The 19,211-nt window shown below is 66.3% G+C and carries 19 protein-coding genes and 2 pseudogenes; 8 read left to right on the top strand and 13 right to left on the bottom strand.

Annotated features, from left to right (window positions below; genetic code table 11):
* Positions 1 to 417: 417 nt before the first annotated feature.
* From H0I39_RS21900 to H0I39_RS08200, 5 genes and pseudogenes are all read right to left on the bottom strand, one after another.
* Positions 418 to 990 (bottom strand): HNH endonuclease family protein, encoded by a 573-nt coding sequence (locus H0I39_RS21900; protein WP_308645804.1) that lies wholly within the window; start codon positions 988 to 990, stop codon positions 418 to 420.
* Positions 944 to 2,302, bottom strand: a complete 1,359-nt coding sequence (locus H0I39_RS08215; protein ID WP_257645695.1) for a DUF262 domain-containing protein — start codon at positions 2,300 to 2,302, stop codon at positions 944 to 946. Before H0I39_RS08215 ends, H0I39_RS21900 begins: the two co-directional genes overlap by 47 nt.
* 33 nt (positions 2,303 to 2,335) lie before the next feature.
* A complete protein-coding gene (locus tag H0I39_RS08210; RefSeq protein WP_180550147.1) occupies positions 2,336 to 2,941 on the bottom strand; it encodes a helix-turn-helix transcriptional regulator in 606 nt (201 codons plus the stop codon).
* Between the two features lie 13 nt (positions 2,942 to 2,954).
* Positions 2,955 to 3,970 (bottom strand): annotated as a pseudogene (gene thiL / locus H0I39_RS08205) (thiamine-phosphate kinase).
* A gap of 26 nt (positions 3,971 to 3,996) precedes the next feature.
* The gene (locus H0I39_RS08200) at positions 3,997 to 4,848 is read right to left on the bottom strand and encodes a gamma-glutamyl-gamma-aminobutyrate hydrolase family protein (RefSeq protein WP_257645694.1); all 852 of its coding nucleotides are present in this window, start codon (positions 4,846 to 4,848) and stop codon (positions 3,997 to 3,999) included.
* 23 nt (positions 4,849 to 4,871) lie between these two features.
* Between H0I39_RS08200 and H0I39_RS08195 the strand changes: the two genes are divergently transcribed.
* Positions 4,872 to 5,009, top strand: coding sequence for a hypothetical protein (locus H0I39_RS08195; protein ID WP_180550146.1), 138 nt, complete (start codon positions 4,872 to 4,874; stop codon positions 5,007 to 5,009).
* Here the strand turns inward: H0I39_RS08195 and H0I39_RS08190 are convergent.
* Genes H0I39_RS08190 through apaG form a run of 4 tightly spaced genes read right to left on the bottom strand, consistent with a single transcriptional unit; the run spans position 4,990 to position 9,865 of the window.
* The gene (locus H0I39_RS08190; protein WP_180550145.1) at positions 4,990 to 6,108 is read right to left on the bottom strand and encodes a YbdK family carboxylate-amine ligase; all 1,119 of its coding nucleotides are present in this window, start codon (positions 6,106 to 6,108) and stop codon (positions 4,990 to 4,992) included. The two genes, H0I39_RS08195 and H0I39_RS08190, sit on opposite strands and share 20 nt — an antisense overlap.
* Positions 6,105 to 7,355: a cation:proton antiporter gene (locus H0I39_RS08185; protein WP_180551737.1), complete on the bottom strand. Its 1,251-nt coding sequence runs from the start codon at positions 7,353 to 7,355 to the stop codon at positions 6,105 to 6,107. The genes H0I39_RS08190 and H0I39_RS08185 overlap by 4 nt, the downstream gene beginning before the upstream one ends.
* Before the next feature lie 47 nt (positions 7,356 to 7,402).
* A complete protein-coding gene (gene tlpB / locus H0I39_RS08180) occupies positions 7,403 to 9,454 on the bottom strand; it encodes a transporter-like protein TlpB (protein ID WP_180550144.1) in 2,052 nt (683 codons plus the stop codon).
* Positions 9,455 to 9,469: 15 nt separating this feature from the next.
* Entirely contained in the window at positions 9,470 to 9,865 is a 396-nt protein-coding gene (gene apaG / locus H0I39_RS08175; protein WP_180550143.1) for a Co2+/Mg2+ efflux facilitator ApaG/CorD, read from the bottom strand.
* A 54-nt stretch (positions 9,866 to 9,919) separates the two neighbouring features.
* Here apaG and rpe point away from each other — a divergent pair.
* Positions 9,920 to 10,602 (top strand): annotated as a pseudogene (gene rpe / locus H0I39_RS08170) (ribulose-phosphate 3-epimerase).
* Positions 10,603 to 10,751: 149 nt separating this feature from the next.
* Here rpe and H0I39_RS08165 read toward each other — a convergent pair.
* On the bottom strand, positions 10,752 to 11,201 hold the full coding sequence (locus H0I39_RS08165) for a DsrE family protein (RefSeq protein WP_308645803.1): 450 nt from the start codon (positions 11,199 to 11,201) through the stop codon (positions 10,752 to 10,754).
* 18 nt (positions 11,202 to 11,219) lie between these two features.
* Here H0I39_RS08165 and gph point away from each other — a divergent pair, with 18 nt between their 5' ends.
* Positions 11,220 to 11,978: a phosphoglycolate phosphatase gene (gene gph, locus H0I39_RS08160; RefSeq protein ID WP_180550142.1), complete on the top strand. Its 759-nt coding sequence runs from the start codon at positions 11,220 to 11,222 to the stop codon at positions 11,976 to 11,978.
* A gap of 11 nt (positions 11,979 to 11,989) precedes the next feature.
* Positions 11,990 to 12,940 (top strand): succinylglutamate desuccinylase/aspartoacylase family protein, encoded by a 951-nt coding sequence (locus tag H0I39_RS08155; protein ID WP_373368336.1) that lies wholly within the window; start codon positions 11,990 to 11,992, stop codon positions 12,938 to 12,940.
* 10 nt (positions 12,941 to 12,950) lie between these two features.
* On the opposite strand, the gene H0I39_RS08150 is transcribed toward H0I39_RS08155, so the two are convergent.
* Both H0I39_RS08150 and H0I39_RS08145 read right to left on the bottom strand, forming a co-directional pair.
* On the bottom strand, positions 12,951 to 13,583 hold the full coding sequence (locus H0I39_RS08150) for a chalcone isomerase family protein (RefSeq protein WP_257645693.1): 633 nt from the start codon (positions 13,581 to 13,583) through the stop codon (positions 12,951 to 12,953).
* A 93-nt stretch (positions 13,584 to 13,676) separates the two neighbouring features.
* The gene (locus tag H0I39_RS08145) at positions 13,677 to 14,516 is read right to left on the bottom strand and encodes a transglutaminase-like domain-containing protein (RefSeq protein WP_180550140.1); all 840 of its coding nucleotides are present in this window, start codon (positions 14,514 to 14,516) and stop codon (positions 13,677 to 13,679) included.
* Positions 14,517 to 14,901: 385 nt separating this feature from the next.
* Here H0I39_RS08145 and trpE point away from each other — a divergent pair, with 385 nt between their 5' ends.
* The 4 genes from trpE to H0I39_RS24610 all read left to right on the top strand — a co-directional run bounded on the left by trpE (position 14,902) and on the right by H0I39_RS24610 (position 18,413).
* Entirely contained in the window at positions 14,902 to 16,410 is a 1,509-nt protein-coding gene (gene trpE, locus H0I39_RS08140) for an anthranilate synthase component I (RefSeq protein ID WP_180550139.1), read from the top strand.
* On the top strand, positions 16,410 to 16,865 hold the full coding sequence (locus H0I39_RS08135; protein ID WP_257646048.1) for a GxxExxY protein: 456 nt from the start codon (positions 16,410 to 16,412) through the stop codon (positions 16,863 to 16,865). The genes trpE and H0I39_RS08135 overlap by 1 nt, the downstream gene beginning before the upstream one ends.
* Positions 16,866 to 17,133: 268 nt before the next feature.
* Entirely contained in the window at positions 17,134 to 18,072 is a 939-nt protein-coding gene (locus tag H0I39_RS08130) for a tyrosine-type recombinase/integrase (protein ID WP_257645691.1), read from the top strand.
* Positions 18,072 to 18,413 (top strand): tyrosine-type recombinase/integrase, encoded by a 342-nt coding sequence (locus H0I39_RS24610; RefSeq protein WP_257645690.1) that lies wholly within the window; start codon positions 18,072 to 18,074, stop codon positions 18,411 to 18,413. Before H0I39_RS08130 ends, H0I39_RS24610 begins: the two co-directional genes overlap by 1 nt.
* Before the next feature lie 150 nt (positions 18,414 to 18,563).
* Here the strand turns inward: H0I39_RS24610 and H0I39_RS08125 are convergent, their stop codons facing one another.
* Positions 18,564 to 19,109, bottom strand: coding sequence for a substrate-binding domain-containing protein (locus tag H0I39_RS08125; RefSeq protein ID WP_444547269.1), 546 nt, complete (start codon positions 19,107 to 19,109; stop codon positions 18,564 to 18,566).
* Between the last annotated feature and the right edge of the window lie 102 nt (positions 19,110 to 19,211).

Below are 19,211 nucleotides of genomic sequence, written 5' to 3'. Positions count from 1 at the left end.
CGCGCCCCGCACGGCGTCGTGGAACGTCGTGGTTTATTCGAAACGGTTGGTGCCAAGCGAAACGTGCGACAGAGCCGAGCGCTGTGCGGTCATGGCGAGCTCTTGGTTGGGGAGCGTCATCGTGGCACGCGTCGATGACGGTTTCTGTCAGCAGCACACTCGGCCGCGACAGCGCCAAGCGCCAACGCACGGTGCCCTACCAAAGACGCAAGATGAGTTGACCAAAAACGGCCAGTATGGGCGCGTTTCCCATGTCGTAAGTGTTGGATGAATTGGCATTAATCGGCCCGGGCCTTGACCTGCAGCAGCAGCGCACGCGGGAACACCAGCGCCGTGCCGATCCAGTTGGATTTGTCGACGATGCGCAGGCCGTCGGGGTCACCGTCGGCTACGAAGACACGGAGGGAGAAGGGGCGTTCATGCCGAAGATCGCGGCCAGAGCCTCAGCGCATGTTCAAACAACATTTCCGCCCGCTTTTGGATCTCTGCTTCATTCCAAAGTGATGTTGCGGTCAATGTTCTGTTGAGCTGTAAATTCGAATGCTCGAACAATGCCTGGCGCTTGACCGCGAACTCTTTGTTTTGCACAGACCGGTTCACGCCGTAGTGAACCATCGTGAGATTGCCAATTGTCGGCACTGATGCTTCGCGCTGCGCGATCGCCTTGGCCTTATCGGTCAACTCGGTGGCAGTGAGGGATAACAACCTCGCATCGCCGACTTCCTGGGCTGACACCATGCTGCCATCAGCCAGTGACCAATGAGTGCTCCATGTCTGCGGAAGAATGTGATCGATGTCGAGATCATCAAGCGACAGCACCACCCGCTCCTCCGACTTGGCCGATCGCATCGCCACCTCAAGCCGATGAAACATAAAGCGAAGCTTTGCGGCATCTAACCGGCCAGGGAAAACGGCACCACTGAGCCACTGTTTCTTAAACTCGTCATCGGTAGGCCAGCGGGATGCTTCCCGAAAGCTCTGCCAGAGCACGCCTGAAAGATTTCGCGTCTCCACCAGAATCGGTCAGCTTCTTCAACTGCTGCGCGAAAACTTTGTTGTAGTTCTTTCGTGAGAGGCCGCATACAGCCCGACGAACCAGATACGACTCGATGGCCTCGAAAACAGCGGCCTGCTCGTCCGCAGGCAATGCACCTGCGGCCACCCTCAGAGCCAACGGATGTGTGGGAGAAGCATCCCAAGCCGACATGTGGCGACCAAACTCCGCGATGGGCGAACTACCTGTGCCCGTCACCAAGGCTCTGTAGTGCTCGGCATAGCGGTTCAAGAATTTCAACTGGTCACCGGCAGAGGAAAGTGCCGCGTCACCCTCGACGCATCGTCGATACCCAGCATAGAGACGCCCTATGTCAATTTCCTCGCCCGTCTGCGCCTGTACTGCGGTCTGCACAAACCACTCCAGCCGAGGGCGATTCAAACGGCCTCGCTTCTGTTGCTCGGCCCACAGCGGCGCCTCGAACTGGCTCCATAGCGTTGCGTACAAATCGTCGGCATCTGTCCCTGCGCGCATAAAGATGAAGTTGCGGATCAGGTCAGTGGCGTGCAACTCCGCTCCGCGTCCGTTCAGTGTCTCGAAGATCACCTGTGCGTCGTCCTCTTCTCCCAGCGAGATGCAAACGATGGCCAGATCGGTCAGTACCGCTGAAACAAGGGCCGATGTCCGCTCGGGCAAAGGTTCCGCATCAGGCTCTCTCGCCCATTCCAGCATGACTTCACGGAAATAGCAGATGGCTTCGAGGGCGGGCGGATGATCCGCGCCGATCTTCTTAAGTGTCCCGCCACGGGTAAAGCTGTCCGGAAACCGCTCTTTGAGCTTGTCGATATCTCCGGCCGTCATGGCCTTGATGTACTGCTCGCGGTCTCGGAAGGTCGGCCAGAGCTTGAATCGCTCCACCTCCTTGTCTTCCATGGTTTCCGGGTTGGCGTTCACGAGGCAGTTCTCGACTAAGGGCAAAAGTGCTTTCTGATCCAGTTCACGCAAGACGAGACAAAGCGCTTTGAATACGTACTGCAATGTCGTCAGGCGTTGCTGTCCGTCGATGATGTGATGCCGTTCAACTCCCAGCAATCCTGCCTTCTTTTGGGGCTCCAGCACAACGGCACCCATGAAATGCGGCACGGGCTTGCCGCCTTGCAAGCGAATTTCTGCCTTCTCCTGAATGTCTACCCATAATGGCTCCCACTGCTCCTCGCGGTTCCAAACATATGCCCGCTGATAAAACGGAACGCGATACTGGCGGCGGTCCTGGTAAATCTGGTGAACGGTGTAGGTCCTCGAATCCATGTTTCCTCTCTGAGGTTGTTGAATGTGCTGCGACTACTTAAAACTCGTGGCCAGAACCGCCTGCCGCAGTTCGCACCAGGCGGCGATCAGGCGCGCCTGGTCGAAAAACGCCATGGCGAAGGGCCAGATGCGGCGCTGCGTCACGTGGCCTGCCTCGTCGCGGTAGTCGAGCTGCAGCACGTGCTCGTCGCGGATGGCGCGGCGCAGTGTTGGCAGCCACGGCGCGGGGGCGGGCCGGTAGCAGTCGTGCGGTGGCGGCACGAACAGGCCGCTGGTTTCCACCGCCAGGCGCAGCGCGGGTGGCAGCACGTTGCCGATGCGGTTCATCACGCCGTGGGCGGCCTGCGCCAGCTCGGGGTCGGCGGCGTGGTTGGCCACCCAGCGCGTGCCGAGGATCAGGGCTTCGAGCTCGTCCTCGCTGAACATCAGCGGCGGCAGCGTGAAGCCGGGGCGCAGCAGGTAGCCGACGCCCGGGTCGCCGTCGATGCGCGCGCCCTGTTCGCGCAGCGTGGATACATCGCGGTACAGGGTGCGCAGGCTGATGCCCAGTTCGGCCGCGAGCGCGGCGCCGGGCACGGGCTGGCGGTGCGCGCGCAGGCGTTCGAGCAACTGCAGCAGGCGGGCGGCACGGCTGGGCATGGCGGCGCGCAGATCAGGCGAAATGGTCGAAGGCGCGGGCGGCCAGCGGCGTGGCGCGGCCATGGGCGTCGATGAGGCGCAGGCCGGGTTCGGCCTCGATGCGGCCGATGCGGGTGACCGGGGTAGCGGCGCGCTGGGCGGCGGCCTGCACGGCGGCGCGGGCGGCGGGCGGGGCGGTGAAGGCCAGTTCGTAGTCGTCGCCGCCGGTGAGGATGAAGGACAGCAGGGATTTCAAGCCAAATGGGCCTTCAGCGCCCGCCAGCAGGGCGCGAGAAGCTATTAATTTAGAAGCGTCCACGGCTTCGATGGCCGCGCCCACCTGGCTGGCTTTCAGGATGTGGCCCAAGTCGCCGGCCAGCCCGTCGCTGACGTCGATGGCGCTGTGGGCGATGCCGCGCAGCGCGGTGCCGAGCGCCAGGCGGGGCGTGGGGCGCTCCAGCCGCTGGCAGGCCTGGGCCAGCGCTTCGGCGGGCAGGTCGATCTCGCCGCGCAGCGCGGCCAGCGCCAGGCGCGCATCGCCCAGCGTGCCGCTGACCCACAGGTCGTCGCCCGCGCGCGCGGTCGCGCCGCAGCGCGTGCCCGGCGGGCACCTGGCCGAAGACGGTGATGCACAAGGTCAACGGCCCGGCCGTGGTGTCGCCGCCGACCAGCGCGCAGCCGTGGGCGTCGGCCAGCGCGAACAGGCCTTGCGCCAGCGCGGCCAGCCAGGCTTCGTCCTGCGCGCGCTCGGCGGCAGCGCCAGGGCCAGGGTGAAGGCCAGCGGCTCGGCGCCCATGGCGGCCAGGTCGCTCAGGTTGACGGCCAGCGCCTTGTGGCCGAGCGCGGCCGGGTCGACGTCGGCGAAGAAGTGGCGGCCTTCGACCAGCAGGTCGGTGCTGACGGCGAGCTGCATGCCGGGCGCGGGCTGCAGCAGGGCGCAGTCGTCACCGATGCCAAGCGCTATTGAATTAGGAGCTTCTGGCGCAGTGGGGGCGGGCGTTGCAGCCTGATTTCGCTTGAAAAACGTTCGATCAGTTCGAACTCGCCCATGGCCGGATGCCCCGTGTGGCGGGGCCTCAGAGGCCGATGCGCGCGCTGGCGCGCTCGCGCACGCGGGCCATGCCGTCGGCCAGGCTGCGCACGCGGCCGGCGCGGCGCATGGCGGCCTTCAGAAAGTCCATCATCAGCGGGCCGCTGTCGAGCACGCCGTCGCCGGCCTCGAAGCCGCCGCTCATGTGGAACTCGGGGTGCCACTGCACGCCCATGACGAAGCGGTGGCCGGGGTGGCGGATGCCCTCGGGCACCAGGTCGATGGGGCTGCGCGCCTCCAGCACCAGGCCGGTGCCCAGCTTGTCGACGCACTGGTGGTGGATGCTGGTGATGCGGCGCGGCTCGTAGCCGTAGATGTCGGACAGGCGCGAGCCGGGCATGAAGTGCACTTCGTGGATCAGCCGGTCGTAGCGCTCGGTGTCGTTGTGCAGGATGGCGCCGGGCCACTGGCTCGGGATGTCCTGGATCAGCGTGCCGCCGAAGTACACGTTGAGCAACTGGCAGCCGCGGCAGATGCCGAGCACCGGCTTGTCGGCGGTGATGAAGCCGCGCAGCAGCTCCAGCTCGTACTCGTCGCGGATCGGGTCGTATTCGGCCTTGTCCTGCCAGGGCTTTTCGCCGTAGGTGGCGGGGCTGATGTCGATGCCGCCCTGCAGCACCAGGCCGTCCAGGTTGTCCACCAGGTCGTGGATCGGCGGGCGCTTGCGCATGCCGGGCATGCGCTGGTCGATGAACGGGATCATCAGCGCCAGCACGCCGTGCGACATGATCCATTGGGCCATGCCGCTTTCGAGGAACTGCAGCCGCTTGGTGGGCAGGCCCAGGCCGGCGGGCGGGTTGTGCAACAGGCGGGCGGAGATGCCGATGCGGAGGGTCATGGATGCAATGACGAAATGACGAAATGACTGCGCTGCTGTGCAACGCCAATGCAGAACGCGGTTCGCCGCATGCCGGTCAGGGGCTCGGTCATGGCGGCGCAGCCGCAGTCATCAAAGCGGCGCAGCAGCAAGATCATTTTGTCATTCACCACGAAACCTGAGCGCGGCCTGCCTGATGACCTCGCCCAGCAACTGCTCCCTGGCCTGGCGCTCGCGCAGCCAGCGGGCGTCGTTGCGGTTGTCCTGCACTTCCTGGCGCAGCAGCGCCAGGGCATCGCCGGCCTGGCACTGTTCGGCAAACGGCGCCAGCCGCTGCATGGTGGCCAGCAGGTGCTCGCGCAGCGGCAGATGCTCGCCGCTGGCCGGGTCGACATACACGGCATCCAGCCCGAAGCGGCAGGCCTGGAAGCGGTTGTAGCTGTAGACGAGGTAGTCGTCCTCGCACGGGGTGAAGGGCCGCTCGTGCTGGAACCACGCGGCCAGGCACTGCACGTAGCCGGCCAGCGCGGCGGCGCGCTCCACCGTCAGCGGGGTGTCGAACACGCGCACCTCGATGGTGCCGTATTCGGGCTTGGGGCGGATGTCCCAGTAGAAGTCCTTCATCGACTTGACCACGCCGGTGCGCGTCATCTTGTCGAAGTAGTGGCCGAACTCGTCCCAGGTCAGCACGCAGGGCGCGCGGCCCGACAGCGGAAAGGCGAACACCGAATTGAGTCGCGCCGAGTCGAACGCCGTGTCCTGCCCCTGCACGTAGGGGCTGCTGGCCGCCAGCGCGATGAAGTGCGGGATGTAGCGGCTCATGCAGTGCAGCGTGTAGAGCGCGGTGTCGGCGTCCGGGCAACCCACGTGCACGTGCTGGCCGAAGATGGTGAACTGCTTGGTGAGGTAGCCGTACAGGGTCGACAGCTCGTGAAAGCGCGGCTTGTCGTAGATGCGCTGCTGGTGCCACTGCTGGAACGGGTGCGTGCCACCGCCCACCACGGCGATGTTCAGCTTGTCGGCGCACTGCACCAGCGCGTCGCGGATCTGGCCCAGCTGCGCCAGCGCCTCGCCGGAGGTGCGGCACACGCCGGTCGATATCTCGATCATGCCGGCCGTCATCTCCGGCACCACGCTGCCGGGCAGCTGGCGCTGCGCCATCAGGCGCAGCATGTCGTCGGCGTAGTGCGTCAGGTCGTAGTTGTTGGTGTTGACCAGTTGCAGCTCCAGCTCCACGCCGATGGTCAGCGGGTCGGACTGGCCGAAGGCTTCCAGCGTCATGGGCGCACCTCCGCGTCGGCGGCGGTGCGCGAGCCGCTCTGGCGCCACGGGCGCACCGATTCGCCGGTGCGCGCCAGGGCGATGCTGACCAGCGCCGCGCCCAGCAGTTCGGTGATCAGGATGGTCGGCAGCGCGATGGCCGCCACCTGCGCGCCCACGCTGTGCGAGGCGGCCACGAACTGCGAGGTCAGCAGCAGCGCCACCGACGACATGGGCACCATGGCGATGCCGACCCAGAACGCCTGCTTCAGCGCCATGCCGCTGCCGGCGCTGGTCAGCAGCAGGCTGCCCACCTTGGCCAGCAGGCGCACGCCGATCAGCACCAGCGCCGCCCAGGTGATGCCCGCGCTCCAGTCGGCCTGCACCGCCATGCTGGACACCAGCACGAACATCAGGATGGTGAGCATCGACGCCGCCGTGCCCAGCTGGCGCGGCCACACCCAGGGCCGCGGGTGGAACTGCTTGAGCAGGATGCCGCCCAGCAGCACCGCAAGCGGTGCCGAGCCGCCGAACGACGGCGCGATGACGGCGCAGGCGGCGATCAGCGCCAGCATGACGATGGCCGTGTCCTGGCTGGTCGGGTGCAGCAGGCGGAAGGCCGCGAACAGCAGCGCCGCCAGCACGGCGCCGAACAGCAGCGACACGCCCAGCACCGCCACCGACGACACCATGGAGGCGACCAGCGTGCCGTCGCCGCGGTCGATGGTGCGCAGCATGGCGGTGCCCAGCGTCAGCGCGTACAGCGTGTTCAGCGTGGCCAGCGCGATGGCGCGGTCGGTCACGGGGCCGTTGCCGCGCAGGTCGCTGACCACGCGCATCAGCACCGCCGGCGAGGCGGCCATGGCGATCACCGCCAGCGCGCGCACCACGGGTACCTCCAGCCCCAGCGCGCGCAGCGCCATGTAGGCGGCGGCATAGGTCAGCAGCGATTCGGCCAGGCTCTGCACCAGCACCATCGGGTTGTGGCGGAACCAGCGCAGCGGCAGGCGCGCGCCGGCCTCGAACAGCATCACGGCAATGCCCAGCTCGAGCAGGAACATGCCCACGCCCGACAGCGGCCAGGCCGCGCCGGCAAAGCCCAGACCGCCGGCCAGGGCGCCGATGACGGCGTAGCCGATGATCTTGGGCAGGTGCGTGTAGCGCTGCACCAGGTGGCCCACCAGCGCTGCAAGCGCCAGCAGCAGCGCCCATTCGAGCGCCAGCGAGCCGGGGGTGAAGGGCAGTCGGTCGGCCCAGGGGCGATCCAGGAGTCGGTCAAGCGGCAGGTTCTCCGGTCAGGTCGCGGTTCGCCATGCTAACCCGCATCGGCGGGCGGCTCGGCGGCGGGCGCGGGCGGCGCGGTGTGGCGCACCCGCACCGGCAGCAGGAACGAATGCGGCTGGCGCAGCAGGCGCCGGCCCATGGCGGCGTAGACGCGGCGGCGGTCCACGGCCGGCACGTTCTGCGCCGTCAGCGCCAGCCTGAAGGCCAGGGTGAAGCTGGCCGCCAGGTTGGTGAGGCCGGTGACGGCGATGCCGCCCACGGCCCACCACAGGGCCGGCTGCCGCAGCACGCCGGCGCCCAGCTCGTGGATGGCGGCGGCGATCTGGCCCGCCACCAGGGTGACGTGGCGCACCTCCATCGGAATGCCGAAGAAGCTGACGATGGGCGGCACCAGCCCCAGCATCAGGCCGAGCGAGATGTTGGCCGTCCAGCTCGACACGTGGTTGCGCCAGTACAGGCCCCAGCGGCGCGCCCGCTCGGCGCCCAGCCGTTCGGTGACGCGCGGGTGGAAGGCGATGACCGAGTCGAGCCGGTGGAACACGAACCAGTTCTCGGCCCAGCCGGCGATCAGGCTGGACAGGAACAGCAGCCCGCCGGTGGCCGCCGCGTACAGCACCGTGGGGCCCAGCGCGTGGTGCTGCGCCAGGATGTACTGGGCGTGGTACGGGTCCATGGCCTGGCCCCAGCCCAGCCAGGCCAGCGCCATCGCCAGCGCGAACACCACCGGCATCACCAGGCCCACGTTGCCCAGGATGGCCACGGCCTGCGAGCGCAGCAGGTACACCACCTCGTCGACGAAGTTCTCCACCGCGTCGGGCGCCTTCATGTCCTTCAGCCGCGCGGCCATGGCCGGCGCCGTCATGGCCGGCTGCTTGGTGGCCACCGTCCAGCCCATCAGCATGATGATGACGAAGGACACCGCGTAGTTGATGCCCGACCACCAGCCGCCCCAGAACGCCGACAGGCCGATGGCGCCGATGGCCAGCTTGATCCAGGTGGTGAACGCCAGCAGCGTGCCGCCGCCGGCCGCCGCGCCCAGCAGGCGCCAATAGTCGCCGGCGCTGCGGGTGATGTAGTGCTCGCCGGTTTCGGCGTTGCGCTCGGTCACCTTGGCGGCCAGCAGCTCGGTGCTGGTGCTCAGCAGCGCGCGCAGGCTGCGGCTGTCGTGGTTCACGCGCACCAGGTGCGACAGCAGCTGCGCCGTGGCCTGCGCCGGCGCGTCGGTCTCCAGGCACAGCAGCAGCGCCTTCACGCGGATGATGCGCTGGCGCATCTGTCGCAACTGGAACTCGATGTGCACCGAGATGCCGTGCTCCTGCAGGTGCGTGTACACCGTGGCGGCGCCGGCGCGGCAGGCGTCGAGCTGCTCGCGCAGCTGGCCCACGGCCACCAGCGCCGGCGCGCTCTGGCGGCCGTGCGCCACCACCGCCTCGCGCAGCGTCTCGAAGACGATGGGCAGGTCGAGAAACGGGCGCCGGGCCTTCACCTCGGGCGACAGGCGCGCGCGCACGTCGGCAGACTGCCCGACGGCGCTGATCTGGCTGATGGCCGAGGCCAGCGCGTCCAGCAGCGTGCGCAGCGCGTAATCGCCGACGCTGGGCCGCTGGTCGCCCGCGCCCAGGCGCGCGTCGGCGCGAAACAGCGTGGTGCGCAGGCGCCGCAGCGTGCGTTCGTCCAGTGCGCGCAGCCAACGGGCGTCCAGCTCGCTCGGAAACAGCAGGCCGAACAGCTCGCTCAGGTCGGTGGTGTCGGGCGACATCGGCAGCAGCTTGCGGCGCAGCCGGTGCCCCAGCTCGCTGGAGAAGGAGCCCTGCGGCGCAAACCCCAGGTGGGCCAGCAGCGGCGTGGCGTCCATGTCGGTCAGGAACTCCTCCCACCAGTGGTGCCACAGCTTGAGGAAGTCGGGGCGCAACTCGGCGGCGTCGATCAGCATGCGCACGCGCGCCACCGCCACGTCGGGGTTGTCGGTGTCGCCGCGAATCCAGCCGAGCAGCCGGATCAGCCACAGGTGCCGTTCGGCCAGCGGCGCCTCCGGGTCGAGCGCGCGCAGCAGGCCGATCAGGTCGAGCTGAGTGGTTCCCATGCCGGGCGGGGGTGTTCAGTGCAGCACGCGGGTGCTGCCCACGCCGCCGTCGCCGGCATCCAGCACGAACATCGGGATCTCGACCTCGAAGCGCTCGCCATCGGCCGCCACGCAGAAGTAGCTGCCGTGCATGGTGCCGCTGGGCGTGCGCAGGCGGCAGCCGCTGGTGTACTGGAAGGATTCGCCCGGTGCCAGCAGCGGCTGCTGGCCCACCACGCCCAGGCCCTTGACCTCCTCGGTGTGGCCGCGCGCGTCGTTGATGACCCAGTGGCGCGAGATCAGCTGCGCCGGCACCTCGCCCGTGTTGTGCACGGTGATGGTGTAGGCAAAGCCATACAGCTCGCGCGCCGGCTCCGATTCGTGCGGCAGAAACTGGGGCTCGACCTCGACCCTGAACTGGTATTTCGGCATGCGACGATGGTAACGGCGCGAAACGCCGGCGTCCGTGGGTGAAAATCGCCGCCCATGAGCACCACCTACCGCATCGCCCCGTCCATCCTCTCGGCCGACTTCGCGCGGCTGGGCGAGGAAGTGAAAACGTCATCGCCGCCGGCGCCGACTGGATCCACTTCGACGTGATGGACAACCATTACGTGCCCAACCTCACCTTTGGCCCCATGATCTGCCAGGCCATCAAGCCGCACGCCGTGCGCGCCGATGGCACGCCGGTGCCGATGGACGTGCACATGATGGTGCAGCCGGTGGACGCGCTGGCGCAGGCCTTCGCGCAGGCAGGGGCCGACCTGATCAGCTTTCACCCCGACGCCACGCCGCACCCGCACCGCAGCGTGCAGGCCATCAAGGCCGCCGGCTGCCAGGCCGGGCTGGTGTTCAACCCCGCCGCGCCGCTGGATGTGCTGGACTGGCTGATCGACGACATCGACCTGATCCTGATCATGAGCGTGAACCCCGGCTTCGGCGGGCAGTCGTTCATCGACAGCGCGCTGCGCAAGGTGGAAGCGGCGCGCCAGCGCATCGACGCCTCAGGCCGCGACATCCGGCTGGAAGTGGACGGCGGCATCAAGGCCGCCAACATCCGCCAGGTGGCCGACGCCGGGGCCGACACCTTCGTCGCCGGCAGCGCCATCTTTGGCCAGCCCGACTACGCGGCCGTCATTGCCGACATGCGGCGCGCGCTGGCGGGCTGAGGCGCCCGAATCAGGCGATAGCCATTTGGCGCCATCTGGTAGTTCAAAAAAGAAGCTGCTGGCGCCCGGCGGACGGGCGCTGAAGGCCTTTTGATGCTCTGAAAAATCTGTAAGGTCCCCCTCCTCCAGGCGGGGCCCGTCGCCGCCCCTCAGGGCTTGATGTAGGCAAACCCTTCGCGCGTCTGCAGCTCGGTGATGCGCGCCACGCCCGAGGGCACGAAGTCGGCATCCATGGTGAACTGGTCCTTCTTCAGCCCTGCACCGGTAATCGTGATCTCGCAGATCTCGAACCGCACGCCGCGCGACTTCAGCGCGTTCACCAGCGCGTTGTAGTCGATGTCGGCGTTTTTCTTGTCCTTGGCGCCCTCGCGCAGAAAATCGATGCCTTCGGCGTGCGTCACCACCACGATCTGCGTCTTGGGCGCCACATCGAGGTGGTTGCGGATGTTGCGCAGCCCGGCCGTGGCCTGCGCCTCGGCGTTGTTGATGTGGTACACCACCTTGTCCTGCGCCCAGGCGACGGTGGTCGCACAGGCCAGGCCCAGGATCAGCACACCGCGCAGTGCGCTGGCGCGCAAGGTCTTCAAGCGATCAAACACATCAGTCTCCTCTTATTAATGACGGTTCGCAAGCTAACACAAGTCATCGATGCCTGCATCATCGACCTCGACGGCACCCAGGTCGACACCCTGGGCGATTTCGAAGTCGCGTTGGGCCGCATGCTGGCCGAGCTGCAACTGCCGCCGGTGGCGCGCGACTTCATCGAGCGCGCGGTCGGCAAGGGCTCCGAGCACCTGATCCGCAGCGTGCTGGCCGAGCAGATGCGCCTGGCCGACCTGAGCGGCGGCGCCATCGGCGCCAGCTGCCCGGCCACGCAACCCGAGGCGCGCTACGAACAGGCCTGGCGCAGCTACCAGCAGCACTACCTGGCCATTAACGGCCAGTTCAGCAGCGTCTACCCCGGCGTGGTGGCGGGCCTGCAAGCGCTGCGCGAGCTGGGCCTGCCGCTGGTGTGCCTGACCAACAAGCCCTTGTCGTTCGCCAAACCGCTGCTGGCCGCCAAAGGGCTGGACGGCTTCTTCGTCCACGTCTTCGGCGGCGACAGCTTTGCCCGCAAGAAGCCCGACCCGCTGCCGCTGCTCGAAGCCTGCAAGGCGCTGGGCACCGCGCCGGCGCACACGCTGATGGTGGGTGATTCGCAGAACGACGCGCAGGCCGCGCGCGCCGCCGGCTGCCCCGTGGTGCTGATGACCTACGGCTACAACCACGGCGAGCCGGTGCGCGGCGTCGACGCCGACGGCTTTGCCGACACCATGACCGCGGTCGCCGCAGGGCTGACGGCGCAGCGGCAGAATCAGCCCCGAAAGGAAGGATGAGGCGGGTGAGTGTGGATCACGAACTGCTGCGGCGCGCCGTGGCCGACCCCGAGGTGCTGCACTGGCACACCTGGGCGGCGCTGGCGCCGGGGCCATCGCTGGTGGTGCTGGGTGCGGTGCACGGCAACGAGGTGTGCGGTGCCCACGCCATCGTGCGCGCCATCGACGACCTGACGCATGGCCGCCTGCGCCTGCTGCGCGGCCGCCTCACCCTGGTGCCGGTGGCCAACCCGCTGGCCTTCGCGCAGGCCACGCGCGAGGGCGAGCGCAACCTGAACCGCCGCTTTCTGCCGCAGCCCGAGCCGCAGGACTACGAAGACCGCATCACCCGCCAGCTGGCGCCGCTGCTGGCGCAGCACGAGGTGCTGCTGGATCTGCATTCCTTCCACACGCCGGGCGACCCCTTCGCCATGGTCGGCCCGCGCAACAACAGCGGCGCGCGCGAGCCCTTTGCCCGCGCCGCCGAAGAGATGGCGCTGGCCCGTGCCCTGGGCGCGCAGCAGGTGGTCGAAGGCTGGCTGGAGGTGTACGACCGCGCCGCCGGGCTGCGCGGCGAACTGCCCGACGACGAAGGCATCGGCACCAACGAATACATGCGCAGCCAGGGCGGCTACGCCGTCACCATCGAATGCGGTCAGCACGAAGACCCGGAGGCCATCGACGTGGCCACGCGCGCCATCCACGGCGCGCTGGCGCACCTGGAGCTGGCGCACGTGCCCGCGCCACCGCGCTTTGCCGGCCCGGCCGCGCGGCTCAAGGACGTGGTGCTGCGCGAATCACCCGCCGACCGCCTGGCGCAGGACTGGCACAGCTTCGACGCCGTGCAGGCCGGCGACGTCATCGCCCACCGCGCCGACGGCACACCCGTGGCCGCGCCCTACGACGGCTGCGTGCTGTTTCCGCACCCCGAGGCCGAGGTGGGGCAGGAGCTGTTCTACCTGGCCGAGCCGGACGCGGGCTGACGCCCGCGGCTCAGGACGCGGCGCCCTCGGCCTTGCCCAGCAGCGCGTCCTTCAGCTTCCAGTCGGGCGGCTTGGTGCCCAGCCAGATGCGCATCAGCGCGGCGAAGAACTCGGGCTCCTTGAACGGCTCGCCGGCCGACTTGCCGTTGACATGGATCGTCATGCCCGTGCCCGGCACCCAGTCGATGTCGATCACGTCGCCCGCCTTGTTGCGCTTGAAGTCGGTGAACACCTGGCTCATGCGCATCACGCCCGGCACCAGCTTGGCGAACGCGTTCCTGTCCATGTTGTCTTCCATGCCGCGGTAGAACATCTTGCCGAACTCGGCGGCGTCGATGTCGCGCAGCATCGTCAGCTGCAGGCGGCGTGGCTCGGCGCCGACCTTCAGGATCTCGTCCACCGAATGCGTCTTGCGCGGCAGGTACAGCCCGGCGACATAGACCTTGAACACGGCGCGGTAGCGCGTGCCCGCCCCGTTCAGCACCAGCGGCTGGCCCGCCACGCTGATCTGCTCGGCCAGCTTGACCCCTTCCACCTCGGCCGCCTGCGCGCCGCGCGGCACGGCGGCGAGCAGGGCGCCCGCCAGCATCCAGGCCATGACCAGGTGGGGAAGAAACCGGACACCCGCTTGCTGCATGTGCATCGCCATCACCTTTGAAAAGAACGACCGTTCGTTTCATGATGACATTTTGTTACCGGCATGCCATCGGTGAATACCCGTGCCCGGCGGCGGCGGTCAGGGCGCCGGCTGGGGTGCAGCCGGCGCCACTTCGTCGGTGATCACCTCGAAGCGGTTCAGCTGGCTCCAGCCGAACACCATGGTGATCGGCACGTCGGCGGCGTCGCGCCCGCGCGCCATCAGCACGCGGCCGATGCGCGGCGTGTTGTTGCGCGCGTCGAAGGTGTGCCACTGGCCGCCAAGGTAGACCTCCATCCAGGCGGCGAAATCCATCGCCGCATAGGGCGGCGGCATGCCGATGTCGCCCAGGTAGCCCGTGACGTAACGCGCCGGAATGTTCAGGCAGCGGCACAGCGTGACCGACAGGTGCGCATAGTCGCGGCACACGCCCACGCCCTCCTGCCAGGCCTGCAGCGCGGTGCGGTTGGCGCGTGCCTGCATGTAGTCGAAGCGGATGTGCCGGTGCGCGAAGTCGCAGATGGCCTGCACGCGCGCCCAGCCTTCGGGCAACTGGCCGAACCGGTTCCAGGCGAAGGGCATCAGTTCGCTGTCGACCTCGCAGTAGCGGCTGGGCAGCAGAAAGCGGAACACCTCCAGCGGCAGCTCGTGCAGCGGGTGCTGGCGCGCGTCGGCATGCACCGGGTCGGGCAGGCCGCTGTCGGCCACCACGGCGTGGTTGGTGAAGCGCACGCTGCCCACGCCAGCGGGCACGTCGACGCGCGTGATGGTGTTGTCGAAGCCGTCCTGGTAGTTGAGGAGCGGCAGCGCCGGCTCGACGGCGAATTGCTCGGGGGCCTGCAGGTCGCCGGCGCGCGAAGGGTGCACGTGCAGCGCCGCGAGCACGGTGGTGGGGGCGCTCAAGGCCAGTTCGATGTCGTAACCAATCCGGATCAGCATGGCAGTCTCTGTTGCCCGGCCTGGCGGCCGGCGGGGTTGAAGCAGGGAGGGGAGCGGGTGGCGCACGGGCGCGCCCGATGGCCCATTGGGCACGGCGGCGGGCCTGTTGTAAGCAAGACAATGCCCACCGGCCTGGTCGGCGTTCAGGCTGACATGCGCAAAACCTGTTTGCTACACTAGGCCGCATGTTCTCTTCCCGCAACGTCATATCACCACTGGGCGCCGCCGTCCAGGGGCGTGGCCCTGGCGCAAGCCTGCACGCTGACTTTGTGATTCGCGCCCGCAATGGGCGCTGGGCGCGGCGCCACACCTTCCGGTGCCGCAATGAAGGAAGACGAAACGGCCGGGCCCCATGCCCCGCCAGCGAGCATGGAGGCTCGACCCTGTGATCACCGAACTTGAATTCAAGAGCCTGGCCAGCCAGGGCTACAACCGCATCCCGCTGATGAGCGAGGCCTTCGCGGATCTCGAAACGCCGCTGTCGCTTTACATGAAACTGGCCGCCGGCGCAGGCGGGGCGGGCGGTGGGCGCTATAGTTTTCTGCTCGAATCGGTCATCGGCGGCGAGCGCTTCGGCCGCTACAGCTTCATCGGCCTGCCGGCGCGCACTTTTCTAAGGGCCAGCGGCTTCGGCGCGGCTGCGCGCACCGAGGTGGTGACCGACGGCCAGGTCGTCGAGACGGCGCCAGGCAACCCGCTGGACTTCGTCGATGCCTACCAAAAGCGCTTCAAGGTCGCGCTGCGCCCCGGCCTGCCGCGCTTTTGCGGCGGGCTCGCGGGCTACTTCGGCTACGACGTGGTGCGCCACATCGAGAAGAAGCTGTCAGCCAGTTGCCCGCCCGACACCCTGGGCACGCCCGACATCCTGCTGATGCACTGCGAGGAGCTGGCCGTCATCGACAACCTGTCGGGCAAGCTGTATCTGATCGTCTACGCCGACCCGGCCCAGCCCGAGTCGTACAGCAACGCCAAGAAGCGTCTGAAAGTGCTGCGCGAGCAGCTGCGCTATTCGGTGGCCGCGCCACAGGTGAAGCCGAGCACCAACTATCCCGCAGAGCGCAGCTTCGCCAAGGCCGACTACCTGGCCGCGGTGGAGCGCGCCAAGGAACTGATCGCCGCCGGCGACTTCATGCAGGTGCAGGTGGGCCAGCGCATCAGCAAGCGCTACACCGAGTCGCCGCTCAGCCTGTACCGGGCGGTGCGCTCGCTGAATCCGTCGCCGTACATGATCTATTACGACTTCGGCGACTTCCACGTGGTCAGCGCCAGCCCCGAGATCCTGGTGCGGCAGGAGCACACCGCCGAGGGCAAGAAGGTCACCATCCGCCCGCTGGCCGGCACCCGCCCGCGTGGCGCCACGCCCGAGTTGGACAAGGCCACCGAGGAAGAACTGGTGGCCGACCCCAAGGAGCGTGCCGAGCACGTGATGCTGATCGACCTGGCGCGCAACGACATCGGCCGCATCGCCAAAACCGGCAGCGTGAAGGTCACCGAAGCCTTCGCGGTGGAGCGCTACAGCCACGTGATGCACATCGTCAGCAACGTCGAGGGCATCCTGAACGAAGGCATGACCAACATGGACGTGCTGAAGGCCACCTTCCCTGCCGGCACGCTGAGCGGCGCGCCCAAGGTGCACGCCATGGAGCTGATCGACCAGCTCGAGCCCGTCAAGCGCGGCATCTACGGCGGCGCCTGCGGCTACATCAGCTACGCCGGCGACATGGACCTGGCCATCGCCATCCGCACCGCCATCGTCAAGGATCAGACCCTGCACGTGCAGGCGGCGGCCGGCGTGGTGGCCGACAGCGTGCCCGAGATGGAATGGAAAGAGACGGAGCACAAGGCGCGCGCGCTGCTGCGGGCGAGCGAGCTGGTGGAGGAGGGGCTGGAGTGATGATGCCCTTGCCGAACAGCCAACAGCCATACGCAGAGGACGCAGAGGTTTCGCAGAGGACGCAGAAGGAACAGCCAAGAATCGAGAATGATTTTTCGCATGAGGTGATCGGCGCCGCGGTAGAGGTGCAGCGTGTGCTGGGTGTGGGGTTGCTGGAAAGCGCCTATGCGGGGGCGTTGTCGATCGAACTGGCGCAGCGTGGTTTGCGTTTTCAACGCGAGGTGCCCGTTGCCGCGCGCTACAAGGGGTTGGATGTCGGGCTGGCCTACCGGGCGGATTTCATCGTCGAAGAAGCGGTGATTGTGGAACTGAAGGCACTGGACAGCTTGATGGAAGCGCACCGCGCCCAACTGCTGACCTATCTGCGTCTGTCGGGCCTCAAGCTCGGCCTCCTCATCAATTTCCATGCCTTTCCGGTCGTCAAGGGCATTCAACGCCTGGTGAACAAGCTATGAAATTTCTTTGGCATTTCTTTTGCGTCCTCTGCGAAACCTTTGCGTCCTCTGCGTATGGAAGTCCGGTATTGAGGAGCCAGGCATGAACGTGCTGATGATCGATAACTACGATTGAGGTCCACTGGCTTCCATCAACCTCCACGGAGAAACTCTAAGTCCTTGTTTTTAAAGGGTTGATCGTCCATCGAGCGATTCTGAAAGCTGGACAAATCCAGTGCTCATGTGTGTAATGGAGTGTGTAACGGGCCAATTTGGAGGCGTTATACACATGGCACTCACAGCACTCAATCTTCTCTCGGCGCGCAAAGTGGAAACGGCGCAGCCGAGGCCGAGGGTGTACCAACTACGGGACGGCGGCAGCCTCTTTTTGCGCGTTCAACCTAATGGCTCCAAGCTCTGGTGGTACCGCTACCGGCTGGGTGGTGCTGAGCAGGTGTACTCAATCGGGGTGTACCCAAAGATCACGTTGGAGGCGGCTCGTGCTGAACGTGATCGAGCGAAGACGCTGGTCAGGAAGGGGCTTGATCCCATCGTGGAGAAAAAGGCGGCCATGGCCCTCCAGGCCGACACATACGAACGCACGTTCGAAGTTGTTGCTCGGGAATGGATCGCAGCCAACGCCCACTGGAGCGAGTACTACACCAACCAGGTCACCAGCTACCTTGAAAAGGACGTCTTCCCACGGATCGGGAAGTTGCCGATCAGCTCCATCAGGGCTCCCCATCTGCGACCTATCATCAAGGATGTGGCTGCTCGGGGAGCGAAGACTGTGGCGATTCTCATCCGCCAGTGGTGTGGTCAGATCTTCAGCTATGCGGCTGCCCAAGGTGTCTGCGAATTCGATCCCGCCTCCTTGCTCAAGGGGCTGGTCAAGCGTCCTCAAGTCCGTCATAACCCTCCGCTGACATGGGCAGAGATCCCGGACTTTCTGAATCGGGTGGACAACGAAGGAGGGTATCGAACGACGGTGCTTGCCCTCAAATTGATGGCATTGACCTATGTGCGCACGGTCGAACTTCGCAAAGCGTCGTGGGAAGAGTTCGATCTGAACAATGCCATTTGGTCAATTCCCGCCGAGCGCATGAAGATGCGGCGCCCTCATCTGGTTCCGTTATCGCGGCAGGCAGTGGCTGCGCTTAGGAACTCTATGCGCTCACCGGTGGCGGAAAGGTATTGTTCCCGAGCTACAGGAAGCCGGGGCAGGTGATGTCGGCGACGACGCTCAATCAAGCACTCAAGCGCATGGGTTATGGAGGACGTTTTTCGTCCCATGGATTTCGTTCCACTGCTACGACGATTCTTGGGCTGCTGGGCTATCCTGAAAAGCGAGTTGATCTCCAACTTGCACATTCCAAGAAGAACAAGGATTCCTCGCGTGCCCCCTACGACCACACGAAGTTCGTGGAATCGCGCAAGGTGATCATGCAGGACTGGGCTGACATCCTCGATGCTTTGCAGGCTGGGAAGAGTGTTGAAGATGTCACGAAGGCATTTGGTCCCATGTCGAAGCGTAGAACCGCACTGCTCCGGGTCATCGAGCGCGAGTGACCTCTACTACTCAGCGCGACCGGGTGTCGCCAAGTGACTCCGGCCATAGAGGGATTCACCACGCGGAGCCTGTCCCGGCAACTTGCAGTGCTCTCTGCTCGAATCGCTCGATAACCGAGTCAACTTGTGCGTAAGGCCGTTGCAGGTATGTCACGACCTTAAAGGGGCCGTCTGCGAGCGGCCGCATAGTGAACCCCAGCCATGAGCATGGTCTATGCGCGATTGCGCGGATAGCCCAACGCCGTAGCCGGCAGCAACCCATAGCGCCATCATCTCGAACGAAGGCACCCGCTGGACGTTCTCCCGGTCCACAGGCATGAGCGAAATCAAGCTCTCATCTAGCAGGGGACAAGCTTCCGCCTGCCACCGATAGATCGTGTGATCCTGGAGATCTGCGATGGTGAGCTTCGCCTGGTCGAGTAAGTGGAACCGTGGTGCTATGGCCACGGCCATGTCCTCAATCCATAGGGGTTGCGATTTGAGGGCTGGGTCGCTGGCATCCTGAAGTGACACCCCAATGTCGAAGCGGCCCTCAAGAAGTCCCTGAAGCAGAACGTCGCCTGTAACCTCGAAAAACGCGAGCGCGACATCTGGTTCTTCCGCGCGTTGTCGCGCGAGAAGCGCCGAAAGGTGTGATGACGGTACGCCCGGTGCTACGGCAAGTTTAAGGGTGGACCGACTGGTGGCCTCGTGCATAACAGCCCCCAAGAAGAGAATTGATAAACAAGGCAATCCAATATGATACTCGTGAGTTAAATTTAACGTGGTTAAATTATCGTGACTGCTCGACGCTTCTGC

Origin of the sequence: Ottowia beijingensis (assembly GCF_013423955.1) — a bacterium.
GTDB lineage: Bacteria > Pseudomonadota > Gammaproteobacteria > Burkholderiales > Burkholderiaceae_C > Ottowia > Ottowia beijingensis.
This window is presented reverse-complemented; position numbering and strand designations above follow the sequence as displayed.